This window comes from Flavobacterium soyangense (genome assembly GCF_015277675.1).
Taxonomy (GTDB): domain Bacteria; phylum Bacteroidota; class Bacteroidia; order Flavobacteriales; family Flavobacteriaceae; genus Flavobacterium; species Flavobacterium soyangense.
Window position 1 is genome coordinate 20,148 of record NZ_JADHEC010000017.1, and the last position, 21,566, is coordinate 41,713.

Genomic DNA, 21,566 nt, shown 5'->3' on the forward strand with positions numbered 1-21,566 from the left:
ATAAAAAGAAGTTATGTCAACTACGGAAAACCGTAAAATATAATGTTGTGGACTTTGTAATTTTGAAACTATAATTAAAAACGTACAAAAAAACAATGTTTTTATTTGTGTAAAAAGAAGAAAAAACTTATATTTATTAAAAATTTTGTAAGTAAAGATATAATGTTTTTTTTGCAAATATTTAACTAACAAAGCACTAAAAATTAATAACGTTCGCCATATGAAAATACAAAAAAAGAGGCTGTTGCAAGACCACAGCCCGCCCCTTAAAAACAGATTAATGATTATTAACTTTTATAAATCTTTTATACATACATATGAAAACAATTAAAATATTTTTTATTATAACAATTTTATTTACTCTTTCAGCCAATTCTCAAATTACAAAAGAAAACTGGATGGTTGGAGGAAGTGCCAATTTTAATAACTCAAATTCAGTAAATAGTAATGGTAATATTACTGGAAGCGGAAATGGAGTACAAATTTATCCTAACATTGGATATTTTGTTTATGACAAATTTGCTGTTGGTGTAAGTGCTGGTTTTAGTTATGGAAAACCAAGTAGCACTCCTTCAAACACTAGCTTTGGTCTTAGCCCTTTTGTAAGATACTACTTTTTAAAACCCGACAAATTAATTAATGTTCTAGCTGAAGCTAGTTACGGCTATAATATTTCAAAAGTTCAAGGAAATAGCAATACATTCGATAGCAGAGGATACAAAATAAAAGCTGGTCCAGTTTTATATTTTAATAGTAGTGTAGGTTTAGAATTAACGTTAAACTATAATTCTTCAAATTCAGACGGAAATACTTATAATTATTTTCAAGCTGGTTTTGGATTTCAAATACATTTAAAAAAATAACAAATTAAAAAAAATGAAAAAATCAATTAAAATATTATTCGTAATAATTGCGCTTACTTCTTATTGTTCATACAGTCAAGTTGTAACAGCAATATCTCAGGTATTTGTAAATAGTCAAACAACTGTATCAAATTGTTCTCTTATCGATTTTGCTACAACTTCAAATAATAGCATAACGGTTTATTATAAACTTACTAAACCATTAAGTCAAGCAGTTTCTGGTAATATAACTTTGCAATTAAAATATTCAAGTTCATCAAATGGCACTCAAAAAGCAAGTATTCCAGTTCAGGCAATTTCTTGGGTTGATAATACTCAAACAAATACTTCAACTTTTGAGTCAACAATTTCCTGTAATATCTCGGAAAGTGAAATTCAAGTTACAGGAAGCAGTATTTATGCAGAATTTGCTACAAGCTCAAATATAAAAACTTCAAGTTGTGAATATTCTTTAAAGAAAACACCTCTTCCAAGTTTTTCTTTCTCCCCAACAAGTTTAAACCTTTCTTGTGGAGATATAAGTGCAAGAACCTTTACGGTTACACCCGCAAATATTCCTAATGGTGCAAATGTAACTTATCAATGGAATTACAGTGGTTGGTCAGGAACAGTAAATTCTTCTATGAATTCAGTTACTTTGACACCAACTTCTGGAACTTCTTTGCCTTTAAACGTTTCAGTTACTCCTTATATTAATGGTGCGGCTTACCCATCAAAAACCTGTACTATTTCTCGCTCATCAATTGCTTCTAATGGCTCTATATCAGGAAACACAACAGTATGCACGACTAGAACCTATACTCTAACAGGTTTATTGTCAAGTGAATTTGTGAATTGGAGTTTGTCAAATGCAACAGCTGGAACTTTAAGTACAACAACAGGAAATTCCACCATTTTTACTGCAACAGGAAGTGGTTCGGTAGATATAATGGCAACTGTGTCAAACACATGTGGAGAATCATACACAAAAACACTAAGTTTATTTGCAGGTTCACCACCAAGTTTTAGTTTGAAAAATGATTTATATGAAAACCAATCTTGTGATATTAAATATCACTATGTGCCATTTATCATTAAAAAACCTGTTGGTGTTAGCCTCAGTTTCGAATTTTTATATCCAAATGCTAGTTATACGGCTACAAGCCTAGGAAATAATGATTACAGATATACTTTTGCATTTAATAAATCATATAGTGGATATTTTAATGTAAACGCAACATTTACTAATAGTTGTGGTTCATCTTATTTTGAAACCGAAGGGGAGTATTACATTCAAAGTTGCGATCAAATTCAGGCAAATAATAATCTAAATAATACTGAAAATAGTTTTGTAATTTTTCCAAATCCAGCAAGCGACATCTTGACAATCGAATTAAAAGATTCAGAAAATCAACTCGAAAAAGACGCAACAATTTCAGGAGAGCTTTTTGATATGTTTGGACAATCAAAATCAAAAATTGAGATTTCTGATAACAAGGCGACTTTTTCTGTAAAAGGATTAAAAAAAGGTATTTATATTTTAAAAATTTACGTTAATGACCAAGTAGAAAATCATCAAATAGCAGTCGAATAAAAAATTGAATTAGTGAATTGAAAAACCTACTCGGGATTTAAAATCTTGAGTAGGTTTTTTTATTTATGCCTTTCGAGCACAAATTCTAAAAAAATAAAAAGAAGTTATGTCAACTACGGGAAACCGTAAAATATAATGTTATGGACTTTGTAATTTTAAAACTATAATTAAAAACGTACAAAAAAATAATGTTTTTATTAGTGTAAAAAGAAGAAAAAACTTATATTTATCAAAAATTTTGTAAGTAAAGATATAATGTTTTTTTGCAAATATTTAACTAACAAAGCACTAAAAATTAATAACGTTCGCCATATGAAAATACAAAAAAAGAGGCTGTTGCAAGACCACAGCCCGCCCCTTAAAAACAGATTAATGATTATTAACTTTTATAAATCTTTTATACATACATATGAAAACAATTAAATTATTTTTTATTGCAACAATTTTATTTACTATTTCGGCTAATTCTCAAATAACAAAAGGAAATTGGATGGTTGGAGGTAGTGGAAACTTTACAAACTATAAAAGTACATTTCAAAGCAATAATACAGAATTTACTCAAACTGGTAGTGGTATTAATATTTCACCAAATTTAGGTTATTTTGTTGTAGATAACTTTGCACTTGGAACGACAGTAAGTTTTGGCTTCTCAAACCCATCGGGTGCTAACAATAATAGTCACAGTTATGGCATTTCGCCTTTTGTGAGATATTACTTTAGAAAACCCGAAAAAATCATTAACCCTTTTTTACAAACAAGTTATGGTTATGGTAAAGGTAAAAGTGATGACGGGGGTTCAAATAAAAGCAGTGGATATACCATAAAAGGGGGGGCAGCTATTTTTTTTAATAGTAGCGTTGCTCTCGAACTTTCGCTAAATTATAATTCATCCAAATATAATTCTGATACAAAATATAATGATTTCACAATTGGAATTGGTTTTCAAATACATTTAGAAAAATAAAATTAATCTTTAAAAACGAGTAAAATGAAAAATAAAATACAGCTTTTACAATTTGTTGCGATTTTAATCTTTTCTTTTGGCGCTTATGCACAAGTAACAATAAGTGTATCGAATTTGCAATATACAAATAATGGTCAATCTACTATTACATTAGCAAATTGCGGAAATATAGATTTAGCATCAAGTACTACTACATCAATAAATTTAGGAATAAACTTAAGTAAACCAAATGGTTAAGTTGTAGGTTTAAGTGATTTGCGTGTATATACGAAAAAATCTTCATCAGATTCGAGAATAGAAAGAAGTTGGGTACAGATTTCAGAAGCATCGTGGAATACTTCTGTTCAACCTAATACCCGTTCAACATCAGCCAGTTTCTCGATAAATTCCTCTGACTTTAATGCTTCTGGTGGCACTCTATATTTGTGGTTTTTAAGTCAAGCGGAGGTTTAGAATATACATCAACGTGCATTTTCACAATATCAAAAGCACTAATACCCAGTTTCACATTATCGCCAACAAGTCAAATCCTTGCTTGCGAAGATACTAATGTAAGAACGTTTACCGTATTAGCGTCTAATATTCCAAATGGGGCAAATCTTTCGTATGGTTGGGGGTTCACTGGTTGGAATGAAATTAGTAGAACTTTCAATACAATTACGCTTTCTCCAGCATCGGGTGCTTTATTGCCTGGTAATGTAATGGTTTTCCCAACCGTGAATGGCGTTGCTTATCCGTCAAAAACTTGTACTGTAACTAGTTCATCTATTGATCCTACTGGATATATTTCTGGAAGTACAACAGTATGCACGACTGGAACTTATACATTTACAGGGTTGTTAGGGGGTCAATCGGTAGCTTGGAGTTTGTCAAATACAACAGCTGGAAATTTAAGTACAACAACAGGAAATTCCACCATTTTTACTGCAACAGGAAGTGGTTCGGTAGATATAATGGCAACTGTGTCAAACACATGTGGAGAATCATACACAAAAACACTAAGTTTATTTGCAGGTTCACCACCAAGTTTTAGTTTGAAAAATGATTTATATGAAAACCAATCTTGTGATATTAAATATCACTATGTGCCATTTATCATTAAAAAACCTGTTGGTGTTAGCCTCAGTTTCGAATTTTTATATCCAAATGCTAGTTATACAGCTACAAGCCTAGGAAATAATGATTACAGATATACTTTTGCATTTAATAAATCATATAGTGGATATTTTAATGTAAACGCAACATTTACTAATAGTTGTGGTTCATCTTATTTTGAAACCGAAGGGGAGTATTACATTCAAAGTTGCGATCAAATTCAGGCAAATAATAATCTAAATAATACTGAAAATAGTTTTGTAATTTTTCCAAATCCAGCAAGCGACATCTTGACAATCGAATTAAAAGATTCAGAAAATCAACTCGAAAAAGACGCAACAATTTCAGGAGAGCTTTTTGATATGTTTGGACAATCAAAATCAAAAATTAAGATTTCTGATAACAAGGCGACTTTTTCTGTAAAAGGATTAAAAAAAGGTATTTATATTTTAAAAATTTACGTTAATGACCAAGTAGAAAATCATCAAATAGCAGTCGAATAAAAAATTGAATTATTAAATTGAAAGGCCTACTCGGGATTTAAAATCTTGAGTAGGTTTTTTTATTTATGATTTGTAACCAAAAAACGAAGCCCACGTCTAACTTGTCAATAAAATGAAAATTATCTCAATTCCAAATTAGTTTTTTCTAAATTTATAATCGTATTTTTGCATCGATTTTTGCAAACCTATTTGCTTGCATTTTCAATAAACAACTACAACTACAACAACAATAAAATGAATCAAACGAAATATATTTTTGTTACAGGCGGAGTTACGTCTTCTTTAGGGAAGGGGATTATTGCGGCTTCATTGGCAAAATTATTGCAGGCAAGAGGATATCGAACGACCATCCAGAAGTTTGATCCATACATCAATGTCGATCCTGGAACATTAAATCCATACGAACATGGAGAATGTTATGTAACCGATGATGGTGCCGAAACTGATTTGGATTTAGGACATTACGAACGTTTTCTGAATGTTCCAACTTCTCAAGCGAATAATGTGACCACAGGAAGAATTTACCTTTCGGTTATCGAAAAAGAACGAAGAGGTGAATTCCTTGGAAAAACAGTTCAGGTTGTTCCTCATATTACAAACGAAATTAAGGACAGAATGCAATTGCTTGGTAAAACAGGTGATTTTGACATTGTAATTACTGAAATTGGCGGAACTGTTGGTGATATTGAATCTTTACCTTATATTGAATCTGTTCGTCAATTAGTTTGGGAATTAGGAGAACACAATGGTTTGGTAATTCACCTGACTTTGGTCCCTTATTTGGCTGCAGCCGGAGAATTAAAAACAAAACCAACGCAACACTCTGTTAAAACTTTGATGGAAAGCGGTATAAAAGCAGATATTTTAGTTTGCAGAACAGAACACGAAATTTCAGAGGAATTGCGTAATAAATTAGCTTTGTTTTGCAATGTAAAAAGAGAAGCCGTAATTCAATCTATTGATGCTTCAACGATTTATGAAGTGCCGGTTTTAATGCTCGAAGAAGGCTTGGACGTTGTCGCTTTAAAGAAATTGGCTTTGCCAAAAAGAGCGGCTCCGGATTTAAGAAACTGGAACACTTTCCTGCATAGAATTAAACACCCAAAACATACCGTAAATATTGGTTTAATTGGAAAATATGTAGAATTGCAAGATTCATACAAATCCATTTTAGAAGCTTTTATTCATGCTGGTGCTGCCAATGAAACTAAAGTAAATGTGGTTTCTGTGCATTCTGAATTTCTTGATGCATCAAATGTAGAAGAGAAATTAGCTGGATTAGACGGAATTCTTGTTGCTCCAGGTTTTGGAGAAAGGGGAATAGAAGGGAAAATCGAAGCGGTGCGTTATGCTCGTGAAAATAAAATTCCGTTTTTTGGAATTTGTTTAGGAATGCAAATGGCAATTATAGAATATTCAAGAAATGTTCTTGGTTATGCCGATGCAAATTCGACCGAGATGAATCCTGAAACAAAACATCCTGTTATTGATTTGATGGAAGCTCAAAAAACCATCACGGATAAAGGAGGAACAATGCGTCTTGGAGCTTGGAAATGTGATATAAAAACAGATACTTTAGCTTATAAAATATACGTGCAAGAAACTGTTTCTGAACGTCATCGCCATCGTTATGAATACAATAGTAGTTACGTAGATGTTTTAGGAAAAGCAGGACTAATCGCTTCGGGTGTAAATCCGGAAACTGGTTTGGTCGAAATTGTAGAATTAGAAGATCATCCTTTTTTCATTGGTGTACAATACCATCCTGAATACAAAAGTACCGTGGCAAATCCGCATCCGCTTTTCGTGAATTTTGTGGCAGCAACTGTAAAAGCAAAGAAAAAATAATAGAGTTTCTTTAAACTTTAAAACCTTAAACTTTTTTAAATAAAATAATGGAAGAAAAAAAATTAGACCTCAATTCGATTATTGGATTCGTATTGATTTTTGGAATCTTGATTTGGATAATGTACCAAAACAAGCCTTCTGATGCAACTATTGCAGCTGAAAAGGCCAAAAAAGAATTAGTAGCTAAAGAAAATGCAAATAAATCAGTTGCTACTCAAGTAGCAGCAACTCCTGCAGTTGTTGTGGCTGGTGATTCAACACAATTGGCTCAAGCTCAAAAAACGCTTGGTAGTTTTGCGTATTCTGCAACTCTTCCATCTGCAAAAAATGATTTTACCACTATCGAAAATGAATTGGTAAAACTAAAAATCGCCAATAAAGGTGGTTATATTGTAGAAGCCACTTTAAAAAGTTTTGAGAAATTCAAGAAAGGTTCAGGACAATTGGTTGAATTGATAAAAGACAATAATGCCAATTTGAATATTCAATTGCAAACTATCGATAATCGTACTTTAAATACAAAAGACCTTTATTTCGAACCTACTTTGATGAAAGTTGGAGCAGACCAAATCCTTTCAATGAAATTGAAGGCTGGAGCCAATGAATATTTGGAATACAAATATATTTTGAAACCAAATGATTATATGGTTGGTTTTGACCTTCATTCTCAAGGCTTGAACAAAGTTCTAAATACTGCCAAACCATTGGATTTTGAGTGGAGTTTAAAAACGTACAGAAACGAGAAAAGTATCACTTATGAAGATCGATATACTGATATTCGTTATGAATATGAAGAGGGTAAAGTTAACAGTACAGGACTGGGAAAAGATACAGAAGATACACCTGTAAAAGTAAGTTATATTGCCTTTAAACAGCATTTTTTCTCTACAATATTATTGACTGACAAACCTTTTTTGACATCAAAACTACATTCTACCAAGTTAGTTGCTGATGAAACAATTGATACCGTTTTTACCAAACAATTGAGAGCTAATGTTCCTTTGGCTTTTAGTAATGGGGAAATAGATTATAAAATGAATTGGTATTTTGGGCCATCAGATTATAAAACATTAAAACAATTTGATAAAAATCTGGAAAAAATTATTCCATTAGGTTGGGGGATTTTCGGATGGATCAATAAATTTATTTTTATTCCATTATTTGGATTTTTAAGTAACACTATAGGTCTTTCATTGGGAATTGCAATCATTATTTTTACAATATTGATTAAAATTGCGATGTCACCTATTACGTTTAAATCGTTCTTGTCTCAGGCAAAAATGAAAGTATTGCGTCCAGAAATCACAGAATTGGGCGAAAAATACAAAAAGGATGCAATGAAAAAACAACAAGAAACAATGAAATTGTACAACAAAGCAGGAGTAAATCCTATGGCAGGTTGTATTCCGGCATTGATTCAAATTCCGTTTATGTATGCTTCGTTTCAATTTTTTCCATCAGCTTTTGAGTTGAGACAAAAAAGTTTTCTTTGGGCAGACGATTTATCATCATTTGATGCTGTTGTTAAACTTCCATTTCATATTCCATTATACGGAGATCATATAAGTTTGTTTCCAATAATGGCAGCAATTGCAATTTTCTTTTATATGAAAATGACTTCAGGCGACCAGCAAATGGCTGCTCCACAGCAAGAAGGCATGCCAGATATGGCTAAGATGATGAAATATATGATTTATATTTCGCCTGTAATGATGTTGATCTTCTTCAATAGTTATGGCGCTGGATTGAGTTTGTATAACTTTATTTCGAATTTGATTACTATTGGAATTATGTTTGTAATCAAACGATATTTTATTGACAGCGACAAAATTCACGCCCAAATTCAGGAGAATAAATTAAAAGAGCCAAAAAAGCAAGGTAAATTCCAACAGAAACTTCAAGAAGTGATGGAACAGGCCGAAGCTCAAAAGGCAAAAGATAAAAAGAAATAAAAGTTTTATTTATATGCAGAATACTCAAAAGTCCCGCAATTTGCGGGACTTTTGAGTTAAAGCAATTTTTTAATTATAATGTTGGTAGCAAAACTTTGTTAAGAACGTGGATAACTCCATTGGAACATTGTACATCAGTGGCGACAATTGTTGAAATTCGATTGTTGGCATCCTTTATTTTTGCTCCACCAGCAAGTTGTACCGTGAAAGTTTGAGGGGTTTGTAAAGTACTTACAACTTGGCCTTCAGTCAAACTAGCTGCCAAAATATTTCCGTTTACTACATGGTATTGTAAAACTTTAGTCAAGTTGGCACTTGAAACTCCAGCGATTCCTCCAGGAGCCAATTCAGTGTTTAATGCAGTAAAAGCATCATTGGTTGGTGCAAAAACGGTAAATGGTCCAGTTCCAGAAAGAATACCCACAAAGTTTGGTTGACCTGCTTTTGTCAAAGCACCAACTAAAGATGTAAAGTTTGCATTTGCTGTAGCATGAGTTACAATAGTTGGTAAATTGATTACGGCATCAACAATGTGGATGACACCATTGGATGCCATTACATCTGCAGTAGTAACTTTAGCAACTCCATTCAATTTTACCCCAGCAGTAAGATCCACGTACATACTCATCGTGTTCGTTCCTGAAGTGGCGCTTTTAGCTAAGGTTTTAACATAGCCAGTAGTTAAATCTGTAGATTTAACTTTTCCACTCACGACATGATTTAGTAAAATTTGTGTCAATACATCCTTGGGAACATCGTTTAATGTGGCATAAGGGGTAGTTTTTAAAAATGCCGTGAAGGCTGCGTCAGTTGGAGCAAATACTGTAAATGGTCCTGTTCCTTGGAGAGTTCCTGCTAAATCTGTTTTTACTAATGCTTGAACAAGAATTGTTAGGTTTGAATTTGTTTTAGCAATCCCAGTAATGGTATTGTCATCCGGCATATCATCATTATTATCACAAGAAATAGTGAAAGATGTTAAGGCAATTATTGCAAACGCAATCTTCAATTTAGATAAAATTTTCATGATTTTTTCGTTTATTTATTAATATTTGTTTTTAATTTATGTTCAAAATTATTTAAAAAAAATTAAACAAAATCTATTTTTATGAAAAAATTAACTATCGTTTAGTTTATTTCGCATAGAGTTAAAGTGCTGTTTGTTAGTTTATTACCGTTTGTTGTTTAATTTAATTATAAAAAAGTTAAACAGTTTTTGTTTTCATAAGTTAAGTGTTATTTTCGTATGTTTGTATTTATTGCATTTTCAACATCGGAACAATTTTTTTAGTAAAAAATTGTTTTAGAATTCAATCAATTATTTTTATTAAAACGTTATGGGTATTAAACAATTTTTTGGATTTTTATTATTGTCAAGCATCTCAATGTTTGCTCAAGCAGATTACAATAAATTAGACGAAAAAGGCAACAAAAATGGACTTTGGAAAGGGTTTTATGAAGACACTAAAAACCCAAAATACGAAGGGACTTTTAACCACGGAAAAGAAGTTGGAACTTTTACTTTCTTCGATAATACCAAAACAAAAAGGGTTATCGCTACCAGAGAATTTAATACCAACGACAATTCTGCCTACACGATTTTTTATGACCAACTCAAGAATATAGTTAGCGAAGGCAAAGTCGTCAATAAATTGTATGAAGGCCAATGGAAATACTACCATAAAGCTTCAAAAGTTGTTATGACTATCGAGAATTATAATAAAGGAAATTTAGAAGGCCTGCGTTCTGTTTTTTATCCAAATGGTAAAATTGCCGAAGAAATAAACTATAAAAACAACCTGAAAAACGATTCTTATAAGAGATATACTGAATCAGGAATCATAATCGAAGAATCGAATTACAAGAACGATCAGTTTGATGGATTTGCAACTTTCAGGGATCCAGATGACGGAAATATTGTCTCAAAAGGAAAGTTTGCCAATGGGAAAAAAACTGGAATTTGGCAGTTTTTTAATAATGGAAAATTAGTAAAAGAAATGAATATGAGTTTTCCGCAAAGCAAGTTAAAAACAAAAAGCAATTAACTTTTTGGGTACACAAATCCTATCGTAAATCTTTGTAACTTTGCCACCTTGTAAAATTATAATTATTTCAAAATGAAACGTGTAGTTGTTGGGCTTTCAGGTGGTGTAGATTCGAGTGTTGCTGCATATTTATTGCAACAGCAAGGTTATGAAGTCATCGGTCTTTTTATGAAAAATTGGCACGATGATTCCGTTACTATTTCTAATGATTGTCCTTGGCTCGAAGACAGTAATGATGCTTTATTAGTTGCCGAAAAATTAGGAATTCCTTTCCAAACAGTTGATTTAAGCGAAGAATACAAAGAAAAAATCGTTGATTATATGTTCAACGAATATGAAAAAGGGAGAACTCCAAATCCTGACGTGCTTTGTAACCGCGAAATAAAATTCGATGTTTTTATGAAAATCGCTTTGAGTCTTGGTGCTGATTTTGTGGCAACAGGACATTATTGTCGAAAAGGAGAAATTGAAGTTAACGGAGAAAAAGTATTCCAACTTTTAGCTGGTGCCGACAATAATAAAGACCAATCCTATTTTCTTTGCCAATTATCACAAGAACAATTAGCTAAATCCTTGTTTCCAATAGGTGAATTAACAAAACCAGAAGTTCGCAAAATTGCTGCCGAAATGGAATTGGTTACCGCCGATAAGAAAGATTCACAAGGTTTGTGTTTCATTGGAAAAGTGCGATTACCAGAATTCTTGCAACAAAAATTACAAACCAAAGACGGATTAATTTTCCAAATCGATAAAAATAATCCCGTTTATACTTTAGAAAAAGAAGTAAGTCTTTCTGTTGAAGAAGAACTCGCTTTTGAATCAAATAAAATTGACTATACCCCAGAAATGGGAAAAGTTGTTGGTAAACATCAAGGGGCACATTATTTCACTATAGGACAACGAAAAGGACTTAATGTGGGCGGAACAACTGATCCATTATTTATCATCTCCACCAATGTTGTGACCAATACTATTTATACCGGTTTAGGCAGTCAACATCCGGGATTGTTCAAAAAAGCTTTGTTTATAGAAAAATCCGAAACACATTGGATTCGTACTGATTTGGCTTTAGCCAATGGTGATACAATGGAAGTTATGGCGCGAATTCGTTACCGTCAGCCATTACAAAAAGCGACTTTACATCAATTTGAAAACGGAATATATGTTGCTTTCGAAGAACCACAATCGGCAATTACCGAAGGACAATTCGTAGCTTGGTATCTAGAGGATGAATTAGTTGGTTCGGGAGTTATTTCTTAGATTCGTATTTTATTTCCAAAAAGTATGAAAAAAATATTCATTTTTCTGTTTTTAGTTCCAAGTTTTGTTTGCTTTTCCCAAGAAGATGCTTGGGTTTATTTCAAGGATAAACCAGATTCGGCTGCATATTTAAGCAATCCTTTGACGATGCTCACACAAAGAGCTTTAGACAGGAGAACTGCTCAAAATATCCCTTTAGATTTATTAGATGTTCCAATTTACCTTCCTTATTACAACCAAATATTATCAGCCTCAGGAATAGCATTGTTGGCGAAATCAAAATGGTTGAATTGCGTTTATGTTCGAGGTTCGCAAACGGATATTAATGCCTTAAGATTATTGTCTTCAGTTCTTCGTGTTGATTATGCTGATAAGTCTTTGAATGTTTCAGGCAAAAAAACAACCGCAAAAATTAAATTTAAGCCCGTAAACAAAACGTTACAAACTCTGACCTCGTTTAATTATGGTAATTCTGCCAATCAAATTCAAATGCTCAACGGGCATTTATTGCATCAGTTAAATTATACGGGTACAGGAAAAATAATAGCTGTGTTAGATGCCGGTTTTCCTGGAGTAAATACTGCACAACCTTTTCAAAGATTGATTACCGGTGGTTCGATTCTTGGTGGATATGATTATGTAAATAAAAGCACCAATTTTTATACTGGAAATTCACACGGAACGCTCGTGCTTTCTACTATGGGAGGTTTTACAGATGGACAATTAGTAGGAACAGCACCTGACGCAAAGTATTATTTATTCATTACCGAAGATACGGCCTCAGAAAACCCGGTTGAAGAATCGAATTGGGTTGAAGCTGCCGAGGAAGCCGATAGGTTAGGGGTTGATATTATCACATCTTCTTTGGGGTATTTTGCTTTTGACAATCCTGCTTATGGTCACACTTATGCTGATATGACAGGAAATTCTGCCTTTGCTTCACTAGGTGCGAATATTGCTTTTAACAAAGGGATTTTTGTTGTTGCAAGTGCTGGAAATGAAGGCACAACTGTAGAACCACACGTTGGAGTTCCAGCAGAAGCCTTAAATGTTTTAGGAATTGGAGCTGTAAAAGCAGATAGAACTTATGCCGCATTTAGTTCTATTGGACCAAGTTTTGACGGTCGTGTAAAACCGGATGTTATGGCTCAAGGAAATCCATCAGTATTGTCAGATCCAGCCGGGAATATTGACACAGCAAGCGGAACTTCTTTTTCGGGGCCAATAATGGCAGGGATGGTAGCTTGCTTATGGCAAGCATTACCCGGAAAAACGAATGCTCAAATCAAACAATTAATTACACAATCAGCTGATAATTTTAATCAAATAGTGAAATCACGTACTCAATATGGTTATGGAATTCCTGATTTTAATTTGGCTTTATCCAATGGATTATCGGTTAGTGTGTTTTCCAAAAATGATTTTATAGTTTATCCAAATCCAACGAGTGATTCTATTTCTATAACTTTGCCAGAAGGATTCAATTCTGAAATGCTTGTTATTTATACCATTTTGGGACAAAAAGTTTTAGAGAAAAACATATCAATTCAATCACCAACTATCTCGTTAAAAACGTTGACTACTGGAATGTATTTTTATAAAATAGAATCGAATGGTTTTTTCAAAAGCGGAAAGATAATAAAACAGTAATTTTCAATTCAATAAATGAATAGAATCACCCAGCTTTTTAATATAAAATACCCAATTATTCAAGGAGGAATGATTTGGAATTCCGGTTATAAATTAGCAAGTGCGGTTAGTAATTCCGGTGGTTTGGGATTAATTGGTGCAGGTTCAATGTATCCCGAAGTTTTGCGGGAACACATTCAAAAATGTAAAAAAGCCACCGATAAACCTTTTGGTGTAAATGTTCCAATGTTGTATCCCAACATCGAAGAAATTATGAATATTATTGTCGATGAAGATGTGAAAATCGTTTTTACTTCGGCAGGAAATCCAAAAAATTGGACTTCTTTTTTGAAAGGAAAAGGGATAACGGTAGTTCACGTAGTGAGCAGTTCCGTTTTTGCGTTGAAAGCTCAGGATGCGGGAGTTGATGCCGTTGTTGCCGAAGGATTTGAAGCCGGAGGACATAACGGAAGAGAAGAAACTACCACTTTTACCTTGATTCCGATGGTGAAAGAAAAAATACGAATTCCGTTAATTGCTGCAGGTGGAATTGCAACTGGTAAAGGAATGCTTGCTGCAATGGTCCTTGGAGCAGATGGCGTGCAAGTTGGGAGTCGTTTTGCAGCATCTGTGGAATCTTCAGCACACGAAAATTTCAAAAACAAAATTCTTGAAACCAAAGAAGGCGAGACTCAAGTTACTTTGAAAGAGTTGGCTCCCGTTCGGTTAATCAAAAATAAATTTTATCAAGACGTTCAGGATTTGTATGCAAAATGTCCAACAAAGGAAGAATTATCTTCATTGTTAGGCAGGGCAAGAGCAAAACACGGGATGTTTGAAGGTGATTTAATTGAAGGTGAACTCGAGATTGGACAAATAGCAGGATTAATTCACTCGATTAAACCAGCTGCTGAAATTATTGCCGAAATGATTACAGACTTTGAATTAGCAAAAAATGATGTTACAAAATATAATTTCTAGATTCTAATTTCATTACTTTTGGCTGCACACTAATTTTATAAATGATGACAAAAATAAAAATAATTATTGTTTTGGCTTTTCTTGGTTTGGGTTTGCATCAATCTTACGGTCAAACATACAAGTTCAGTACCTCTGGTTTAAGTGTATTAGAAAAAGACCAAAGAGGGAATTGGGGGAAATGGTCTGATTTGAAATTAGTTAATATTTTAGTAAAATTGGATACAGATAAAAATCGAATTATTGTGTATTCCGAAGCGATTCAAGTGTTTGAAATTGTGGATTATATTCCTTTAGAAGAGAGCGAAACCGATAGTGTTTACTCTTTTACCTGCAAAGACAACAATGGTGAAGATTGCACTCTTTCTATAATTACCAGAAAAAAACAAGACAATCGCAAGCAACTTTACATCAATTATGATGACAGAATTATACTCTACAATATCTTCAATTACAAATAACAGTAATAAGTTAAGATTCTATTAATTTTTCTCCAAAATCTCTTCATCATTCAAGTTTCTAAAAAGGGAATGTGTATTTTTGTTTCAATAAAAAATGTATTATGAAAAAATTGTTTTTGTTATTGTCATTTGTACTAATCACTACCCTTTATGCCCAACAACGCCCAAAATTAGTAGTTGGAATTGTGGTGGACCAAATGAAAATGGAATATTTATATCGGTTTTCGGATGATTTTTCTCCAAATGGTTTCAAGCGTTTGATGAGCAAAGGATTTGTTTTTCATAATGCAAATTTTAATTATATGCCAACTTATACTGGTCCCGGTCACGCCTCGATTTATACAGGAACGACACCATCAGTAAACGGAATTGTTGGAAATGAATGGTTTAGCAGAAAGTTAGGAAAAACAACTTATTGTACGGATGATGATTCCGTAAAAATTGTTGGCGACGGAACGGAAAAAGAAGGAGCAATGTCTCCAAAAAACCTGCAAAGCACTACCATTACTGATGAATTAAGATTGGGAACCAACTTTAAAGGAAAAGTAATCGGAATGAGTTTAAAAGATCGTGGAGCGATTTTGCCAGCCGGACATTTTGCCAATTGGGCTTTTTGGTACGGTGCTTCGGGTTCGTTTATTTCAAGCACATTTTATGGTTCAAAACTTCCGGATTGGGTTGCTGAATTCAATAATCAAAAAAATTATATGACCTATATTAATAAAGGTTGGAATTTATTGAAACCAGCGGCAGATTATAACGAAAGTTGGCCAGATGATAATCCGTATGAAGGAAAATTATACAATTGCGACAAACCAGTTTTTCCGTACGACCTAAAATCAATGTATGATAAAAATGATGCTGGAATTTTGAGATCGGTACCTTTTGGAAATAATTTATTGGCTGATTTTGCCAAGAAAGCTATCGAAAAAGAAGAATTGGGAAAAGACAACATCACTGATTTTCTAACTATTAGTTTTTCGTCAACCGATTATGTGGGTCATATTTTGGGGCCAAGATCAATGGAATTGCAAGATACTTACTTACGTTTGGACTTGACCATTGCAGACCTTTTGGACTATTTAGATAAAACCGTTGGTAAAGACAATTATTTGCTTTTCTTGACTGCTGATCACGCTTGTGCGGAAAATGCCAGTTATTTAAAAGACAATAAATATGCAGTTAAGAATCTCGATACTAAAGAAATTACTAAATCTTTGAAAAACTTTTCAATAGCTACTTTTGGTGAAGACTTGGTAACCAATTATTCTAATTTTAATCTTTTTTTCAACAAGGAAATTATCAAGTCTAAAGGCTTGGAATTAGTTAAAGTAAAACAAGCGTTCAAGGATTATTTGATGACGCAAGAACAAGTAAAAAGAGTGTATACCGAAGAAGAGATTTTGGCTTCGACAGGAAATGATTATTACCTGAATTTTATTGCCAAAGGTTATGATCCAACCCAAAATGGCGATATGGTGGTGCTGGACAAACCCGGATATATTCAATATGGACCAACGGGTTCTTCTCACGGAACGCCTTATGCTTATGACACGCACGCTCCTTTACTTTTCTATGGTTGGAAAATAAAACCCGGAGAAAGTTTTGATAAAAAAGAAATTACTCAAATAGCACCAACACTAGCGCTAAAACTAAGAATTGAAATGCCAAACGGCACGGAAAGCAAGGTTTTGACGGAGATTTTGGGAGAGAAATAGAATAAGTAATTAAGACTTAAATAAAGGAATCCCATTTCAATGAAAGATGAAATGGGATTCTTTATTTATAAAAATTGAAGTTTTACTTATTTTAAAAGAACTGCATCTTCAATAAGAATATCGTATTTATAGCCTGCACCTAAATCTTTATTTAAAGCAACGGTACCTTTTACAGTAACTATTTCATCAACTTTTACTTTAGCTAAAGTGGTAATTGTAATATCATTAAATCCATTAAGACTTGTTCCGTCTTGTAAATGAATCCAGTTTTTATTCATAATTTCAGGTAAAAATTTCACCACTTTACCAGTCAAAATAACGGTTTTACCAGCTAATTTATCTTTTGTTGAATACAAATCAAATATAGAAATTCCGCCTTTGGCTAATGTAATTCCTTTTGATAGTTGAGTAGAAGAAGTTACTTTTGGAAGAGTCGTAGCAGTTTCAGTTGCTGCTGGTGGGTTTGGGTCTGTCAATCCTTCTACGAAGAAAACCGAGTCGAAAGTTCTTTTTAAATCTTTACTCTCAAATTTTTTCATTTCCATCCCGCCTTCATAGGTATAAGTTTTTCCAACTTTTACATCTGTTTTCGGAACTGCAATCCAATATTCCTTTGCGCCTTCTGTAGCTAAAAGATAGGTGTATGCATTTGCGTTTAAAACCTCTTTAACTGTAATTTTATGTGAATTTGAATTTTCCTTAACTGCCTCTACTCCCTTTATGGTTTCCGGTTTTTCGTTATTAGGTTTACATTGAACTAAAGTCAATAGCGCTACTAAACAAGCTGAGCTCCAAATTATTATTTTTTTCATTTTTTCATTTTTTCATTTAATTTATTATTGATTGTAAAATTAACCAATTTAAAATCTAATAAATATGATAAATCTCACTTTTCTAAAAAGAAATAGATGAATATATAAAATATTATAACAATGACAGAAGTAGGTCTAATTTAATCAAAATGAGCTCGATACAATATCGAACTCATTATTATCAAAATCAATTATAAATTTGTCCAAACTTTTGGGGGCAGTCTAAAATTTGAAATGGGATTTTATATTTATTTCGACATACATCAGCAGTAGTGGCTGATTTTGTATACGAAGTAGTTTGTTGTATTGTAAGAGTATATATTATTCTATAATTTTATTTTCTAAGAGATATTCTTGTTTAATATGCATTTTAATTTTCTTTTGTATTGAAAAAACATCAAGTTCATCTGGATTTAAAAATTCTGTTTCAGAATTTATATTACCATAAGTTACTTCTTCGGTATTTGAACTAACAAGGTTTCCTATTTTATTATTTGAACTTTCTGAAATAATAACTGCCTTATCACGAGCGTTTTTAGTGGCACTTGCTAATAAACTAAGTTTTATTTCTTCTGTATTTTTAACAAAAAATTGAGGTCTTTCAGATTTCACTTTATTTTTTTGAGATACAGAGATGTTTTTATATAAATTATCAACTATGCGAACAAATTCTGATTGGATTTTAAAAAATTTCTTGTTGAATGTAACCTCTTCTGGTTTTATACCTTGCGTGATAAGGTATTTCTTAAAATTTATTATTTCATTTTCAGAATTTACAGAGCCTGTTAAAACAGCTAAATCTGCAAGGAAATTTTTTTCGGCAAATCCTATTACTACTATCGAATGTTGTTTGCCTGGACCGCCAAATTCCTTTTCAAAATGAAAGTAGGAATATGAAAATATAGCAGTTGATATAATGAGACCTAAAGATAAAATTAAAGATACAATAATTAGACTTAACTGTCTTGACATAATTTTTTATTTTTAAATTAATAATTCTATATATTAAACTATTGCTTTTTCTACTGGCAACGGAATTTGATTTTTGAGTAAATCTTCAAAGGATTCGCGAGCTCTAATCAAATGACTTTTGCCATTCTGCCATAAAACCTCGGCAGGTTTGTATCTCGAATTGTAGTTCGATGCCATCGAGAAGCAATATGCCCCGGCATTTCTAAAACTTAAAATATCACCTTCTTTGATTTCGGAGATTCTGCGATTGTTTGCAAAGGTATCGGTTTCGCAAATGTATCCTACAACTGAGTAGAAACGTTCTTTTCCTTTTGGGTGCGAAATGTTTTCTATATGATGTTGCGAACCATAAAACATTGGACGTATCAAGTGATTAAAGCCGCTGTCAATTCCAGCAAATACTGTCGAAGTTGTTTGTTTTACTACATTTACTTTGGCTAAAAAGTGACCTGCTTCACTTACCAAAAATTTTCCTGGTTCGAAAATCAAGGTTAGATCTTTTCCATACTCTTTGCAGAAAGCGTTAAATCTTTTAGATAATTTTTTTCCTAATTCTTCAATATCTGTTTCGATATCGTCTTTTTTGTAAGGAACTTTAAATCCACTTCCAAAGTCAAGGAATTCAAGATTTTTGAAGTTTTTGGCCACATCAAATAAAATTTCGGCAGCATATAAAAACACTTCAATATCCAAAATATCAGACCCTGTGTGCATGTGGATTCCCACGATGTGCATTTTTGTGTTCTCAACAATACGCAACAAATGAGGCAATTGATGGATTGAAATTCCAAATTTACTATCGATATGACCTACAGAAATATTAGTGTTTCCACCAGCCATCACGTGTGGATTGATACGAATGCAAACGGGTACGTTTGGATATTTTGTACCAAATTGTTCTAAAATTGACAAATTATCAATATTAATTTGAACGCCCATGGCTGATACTTCCTCGATTTCTTCAAGAGAAACACCATTTGGAGTAAAAAATATTTGCTCAGGCGAATATCCGGCGTAAAGTCCCAATTGAACTTCTTGTATTGAAACTGCATCCAAACAAGATCCCATTTCTCTTAACAATTGAAGAATGGCAACATTTGACAGAGCTTTCATTGCATAATTGATACGCAACTTTTCTACTTTTGAGAAAGCATTTGTTAATCTTTTATATTGGGATTGGATTTTGTCAGCATCATAAACATATAATGGACTTCCAAATTGTTCTGCTAATTGTACTAAATCTTTTGATTGCATCTTGCTACATTTTTGGCAAATTTATTATTCTTTATTGGTTCACACAAGAGTAAAACTCAAAATTAACAAAATATAACAATATGTTTAAAAAATAACATTTGTTATCGTTTTTAATATTAATTTTAAATGAAAAACCCTTGAAATATAATTTCTCAAGGGCTTAAAATAGTAGTTGTGTTGTTGATTATAAACTTGGCAAATCGCCATTGCCTTTTGTTGGTAAATTGGTGTAACCCATTAAATAATTATCCACTTCTCTTGCGGCTTCACGACCTTCGGAGATTGCCCAAACGATTAGTGATTGTCCTCTTCTCATATCACCAGCGGTGAAAATATGAGGAACATTAGTTTGATAATTTGTAGCAAAATAATTGTTGCGAGCATCAATTTTTATTCCCAATTGGTCGCTCAAGGTTTTCTCAGGACCCGTAAATCCTAGAGCTAACAAAGCCAAATCGCATGGCCAAATTTTTTCTGAGCCTTCTTTTTCGATAAGTTCAGGTCTTTGTCCCGGTTTTAGTTTCCATTCTACTTCGACAGTTTTTAAACCTACTAGTTCTCCTTTTTCATTGGCAAGAAATTCTTTGGTATTGATTAACCAGTTTCTTCCACAACCTTCTTCATGGGAAGATGAGGTTTTTAATTGCAAAGGCCAAAATGGCCAAGGTGTAGTTTCGCTTCTTCCAACGGGTGGTTTTGGCATGATTTCAAAATTGGTAACAGATAATGCTCCGTGTCTGTTAGATGTTCCTACACAGTCAGAACCAGTATCTCCACCACCAATAACGATTACGTTTTTACCGGTTGCTTTAACTTGGTTTTCAATTTTTTCACCATACAAAACTTTAGTTTGTTGTGACAAGAAATCCATTGCCTGAACAACACCTTTACTGTCGGCACCTTTTGTTGGTAAACCTCTTCTTTCGGTTGCGCCACCGCATAATACGATAGAATCAAAACTATTTAATTGATCGATACTGTAATTAACGCCAACATTTACATTGGTTTTAAAAACAATTCCTTCTGCTTCTAAAATAGCGACACGTCTGTCAATAATTCCTTTTTCTAATTTAAAATTTGGAATACCATAACGTAATAATCCGCCAATGGCATTATCTCTTTCAAAAACGGTTACGGTGTGACCCGCACGATTTAATTGTTGTGCAGCTGCTAAACCAGCAGGACCAGAACCAATAACTGCTATTGTTTTTCCAGTTCTTATTTCTGGGGGTTGTGGTTTGATCCAGCCTTCAGAAAAACCTCTTTCTACTATGCTTTTTTCAATATTTTCAATCGCCACGGGATCTTTTATAATTCCCAAAACACAAGATTTTTCACAAGGTGCAGGACATAAACGGCCTGTAAACTCTGGAAAGTTATTTGTTGATTGTAAAATATTCAAGGCACTTTGCCATTCTTCCTGATGCACCATATCGTTAAAATCAGGAATCAAATTCCCTAACGGACATGCGCTGTGACAAAAAGGAATGCCACAATCCATACATCTTGAACCTTGTTCTTTGATTTTATCTTTCGCTAACGGAATCGTAAATTCATTATAGTTTGAAACTCGTTCCAGAACAACTACATTACTTTCGTCAGCTCTATTATATTCTTTAAATCCGCCTATCTTGCCCAT

19 protein-coding genes are annotated in these 21,566 nt (G+C 33.0%); 14 read left to right on the forward strand and 5 right to left on the reverse strand.

The window, feature by feature from the left end; translation table 11 throughout:
- Positions 1-317 precede the first annotated feature (317 nt).
- The 7 genes from IR213_RS08960 to yidC all read left to right on the forward strand — a co-directional run bounded on the left by IR213_RS08960 (position 318) and on the right by yidC (position 8,798).
- Positions 318-863 (forward strand): outer membrane beta-barrel protein, encoded by a 546-nt coding sequence (locus IR213_RS08960; protein ID WP_194311968.1) that lies wholly within the window; start codon positions 318-320, stop codon positions 861-863.
- A gap of 13 nt (positions 864-876) precedes the next feature.
- Entirely contained in the window at positions 877-2,436 is a 1,560-nt protein-coding gene (locus IR213_RS08965) for a T9SS type A sorting domain-containing protein (protein ID WP_194311969.1), read from the forward strand.
- A gap of 409 nt (positions 2,437-2,845) precedes the next feature.
- A complete protein-coding gene (locus IR213_RS08970) occupies positions 2,846-3,400 on the forward strand; it encodes an outer membrane beta-barrel protein (RefSeq protein ID WP_194311970.1) in 555 nt (184 codons plus the stop codon).
- Between the two features lie 24 nt (positions 3,401-3,424).
- Complete coding sequence (locus IR213_RS08975; RefSeq protein ID WP_194311971.1) at positions 3,425-3,637, forward strand: hypothetical protein; 213 nt, start codon at positions 3,425-3,427, stop codon at positions 3,635-3,637.
- A gap of 188 nt (positions 3,638-3,825) precedes the next feature.
- Positions 3,826-4,998 carry a T9SS type A sorting domain-containing protein gene (locus IR213_RS16570; RefSeq protein ID WP_194311972.1) on the forward strand — a complete coding sequence of 391 codons (1,173 nt, stop codon included), beginning with the start codon at positions 3,826-3,828 and terminating at the stop codon, positions 4,996-4,998.
- A gap of 234 nt (positions 4,999-5,232) precedes the next feature.
- On the forward strand, positions 5,233-6,846 hold the full coding sequence (locus tag IR213_RS08985; protein WP_194311973.1) for a CTP synthase: 1,614 nt from the start codon (positions 5,233-5,235) through the stop codon (positions 6,844-6,846).
- A gap of 47 nt (positions 6,847-6,893) precedes the next feature.
- Complete coding sequence (yidC, locus tag IR213_RS08990; RefSeq protein WP_194311974.1) at positions 6,894-8,798, forward strand: membrane protein insertase YidC; 1,905 nt, start codon at positions 6,894-6,896, stop codon at positions 8,796-8,798.
- A 73-nt stretch (positions 8,799-8,871) separates the two neighbouring features.
- Here the strand turns inward: yidC and IR213_RS08995 are convergent, their stop codons facing one another.
- Positions 8,872-9,825, reverse strand: coding sequence for a fasciclin domain-containing protein (locus IR213_RS08995; RefSeq protein WP_194311975.1), 954 nt, complete (start codon positions 9,823-9,825; stop codon positions 8,872-8,874).
- Positions 9,826-10,135: 310 nt separating this feature from the next.
- Here IR213_RS08995 and IR213_RS09000 point away from each other — a divergent pair, with 310 nt between their 5' ends.
- The 6 genes from IR213_RS09000 to pafA all read left to right on the forward strand — a co-directional run bounded on the left by IR213_RS09000 (position 10,136) and on the right by pafA (position 16,889).
- Entirely contained in the window at positions 10,136-10,843 is a 708-nt protein-coding gene (locus tag IR213_RS09000; RefSeq protein WP_194311976.1) for a toxin-antitoxin system YwqK family antitoxin, read from the forward strand.
- Positions 10,844-10,915: 72 nt separating this feature from the next.
- A complete protein-coding gene (gene mnmA, locus IR213_RS09005; protein WP_194311977.1) occupies positions 10,916-12,103 on the forward strand; it encodes a tRNA 2-thiouridine(34) synthase MnmA in 1,188 nt (395 codons plus the stop codon).
- A 24-nt stretch (positions 12,104-12,127) separates the two neighbouring features.
- Positions 12,128-13,753: a S8 family peptidase gene (locus tag IR213_RS09010; protein ID WP_194311978.1), complete on the forward strand. Its 1,626-nt coding sequence runs from the start codon at positions 12,128-12,130 to the stop codon at positions 13,751-13,753.
- Positions 13,754-13,768: 15 nt separating this feature from the next.
- Positions 13,769-14,713: an NAD(P)H-dependent flavin oxidoreductase gene (locus tag IR213_RS09015; RefSeq protein ID WP_194311979.1), complete on the forward strand. Its 945-nt coding sequence runs from the start codon at positions 13,769-13,771 to the stop codon at positions 14,711-14,713.
- Between the two features lie 41 nt (positions 14,714-14,754).
- Positions 14,755-15,171, forward strand: coding sequence for a hypothetical protein (locus tag IR213_RS09020; protein ID WP_317173141.1), 417 nt, complete (start codon positions 14,755-14,757; stop codon positions 15,169-15,171).
- A gap of 101 nt (positions 15,172-15,272) precedes the next feature.
- Positions 15,273-16,889, forward strand: coding sequence for an alkaline phosphatase PafA (gene pafA, locus IR213_RS09025; RefSeq protein ID WP_194311980.1), 1,617 nt, complete (start codon positions 15,273-15,275; stop codon positions 16,887-16,889).
- 86 nt (positions 16,890-16,975) lie between these two features.
- Here the strand turns inward: pafA and IR213_RS09030 are convergent, their stop codons facing one another.
- A complete protein-coding gene (locus IR213_RS09030) occupies positions 16,976-17,701 on the reverse strand; it encodes a hypothetical protein (RefSeq protein ID WP_194311981.1) in 726 nt (241 codons plus the stop codon).
- 92 nt (positions 17,702-17,793) lie between these two features.
- Between IR213_RS09030 and IR213_RS16625 the strand changes: the two genes are divergently transcribed.
- A complete protein-coding gene (locus IR213_RS16625) occupies positions 17,794-17,898 on the forward strand; it encodes an IS3 family transposase (RefSeq protein ID WP_194312011.1) in 105 nt (34 codons plus the stop codon).
- Positions 17,899-18,022: 124 nt separating this feature from the next.
- On the opposite strand, the gene IR213_RS09040 is transcribed toward IR213_RS16625, so the two are convergent.
- The 3 genes from IR213_RS09040 to IR213_RS09050 form a co-directional block, all read right to left on the reverse strand.
- A complete protein-coding gene (locus tag IR213_RS09040; protein WP_194311982.1) occupies positions 18,023-18,673 on the reverse strand; it encodes a hypothetical protein in 651 nt (216 codons plus the stop codon).
- A gap of 33 nt (positions 18,674-18,706) precedes the next feature.
- The gene (lysA, locus tag IR213_RS09045) at positions 18,707-19,927 is read right to left on the reverse strand and encodes a diaminopimelate decarboxylase (protein WP_194311983.1); all 1,221 of its coding nucleotides are present in this window, start codon (positions 19,925-19,927) and stop codon (positions 18,707-18,709) included.
- Between the two features lie 184 nt (positions 19,928-20,111).
- Positions 20,112-21,566, reverse strand: a complete 1,455-nt coding sequence (locus IR213_RS09050; RefSeq protein ID WP_194311984.1) for a glutamate synthase subunit beta — start codon at positions 21,564-21,566, stop codon at positions 20,112-20,114.

What these genes read in the sequence shown, in the direction of transcription:
- IR213_RS08960 (WP_194311968.1), top strand. Translation starts at nt 318, where the DNA reads ATGAAAACAATTAAAATATTTTTTATTATAACAATTTTATTTACTCTT.
- IR213_RS08965 (WP_194311969.1), top strand. Translation starts at nt 877, where the DNA reads ATGAAAAAATCAATTAAAATATTATTCGTAATAATTGCGCTTACTTCT.
- IR213_RS08970 (WP_194311970.1), top strand. Translation starts at nt 2,846, where the DNA reads ATGAAAACAATTAAATTATTTTTTATTGCAACAATTTTATTTACTATT.
- IR213_RS08975 (WP_194311971.1), top strand. Translation starts at nt 3,425, where the DNA reads ATGAAAAATAAAATACAGCTTTTACAATTTGTTGCGATTTTAATCTTT.
- IR213_RS08985 (WP_194311973.1), top strand. Translation starts at nt 5,233, where the DNA reads ATGAATCAAACGAAATATATTTTTGTTACAGGCGGAGTTACGTCTTCT.
- yidC (WP_194311974.1), top strand. Translation starts at nt 6,894, where the DNA reads ATGGAAGAAAAAAAATTAGACCTCAATTCGATTATTGGATTCGTATTG.
- IR213_RS08995 (WP_194311975.1), bottom strand. Translation starts at nt 9,825, where the DNA reads ATGAAAATTTTATCTAAATTGAAGATTGCGTTTGCAATAATTGCCTTA.
- IR213_RS09000 (WP_194311976.1), top strand. Translation starts at nt 10,136, where the DNA reads ATGGGTATTAAACAATTTTTTGGATTTTTATTATTGTCAAGCATCTCA.
- mnmA (WP_194311977.1), top strand. Translation starts at nt 10,916, where the DNA reads ATGAAACGTGTAGTTGTTGGGCTTTCAGGTGGTGTAGATTCGAGTGTT.
- IR213_RS09010 (WP_194311978.1), top strand. Translation starts at nt 12,128, where the DNA reads ATGAAAAAAATATTCATTTTTCTGTTTTTAGTTCCAAGTTTTGTTTGC.
- IR213_RS09015 (WP_194311979.1), top strand. Translation starts at nt 13,769, where the DNA reads ATGAATAGAATCACCCAGCTTTTTAATATAAAATACCCAATTATTCAA.
- IR213_RS09020 (WP_317173141.1), top strand. Translation starts at nt 14,755, where the DNA reads ATGATGACAAAAATAAAAATAATTATTGTTTTGGCTTTTCTTGGTTTG.
- pafA (WP_194311980.1), top strand. Translation starts at nt 15,273, where the DNA reads ATGAAAAAATTGTTTTTGTTATTGTCATTTGTACTAATCACTACCCTT.
- IR213_RS09030 (WP_194311981.1), bottom strand. Translation starts at nt 17,701, where the DNA reads ATGAAAAAAATAATAATTTGGAGCTCAGCTTGTTTAGTAGCGCTATTG.
- IR213_RS09040 (WP_194311982.1), bottom strand. Translation starts at nt 18,673, where the DNA reads ATGTCAAGACAGTTAAGTCTAATTATTGTATCTTTAATTTTATCTTTA.
- lysA (WP_194311983.1), bottom strand. Translation starts at nt 19,927, where the DNA reads ATGCAATCAAAAGATTTAGTACAATTAGCAGAACAATTTGGAAGTCCA.
- IR213_RS09050 (WP_194311984.1), bottom strand. Translation starts at nt 21,566, where the DNA reads ATGGGCAAGATAGGCGGATTTAAAGAATATAATAGAGCTGACGAAAGT.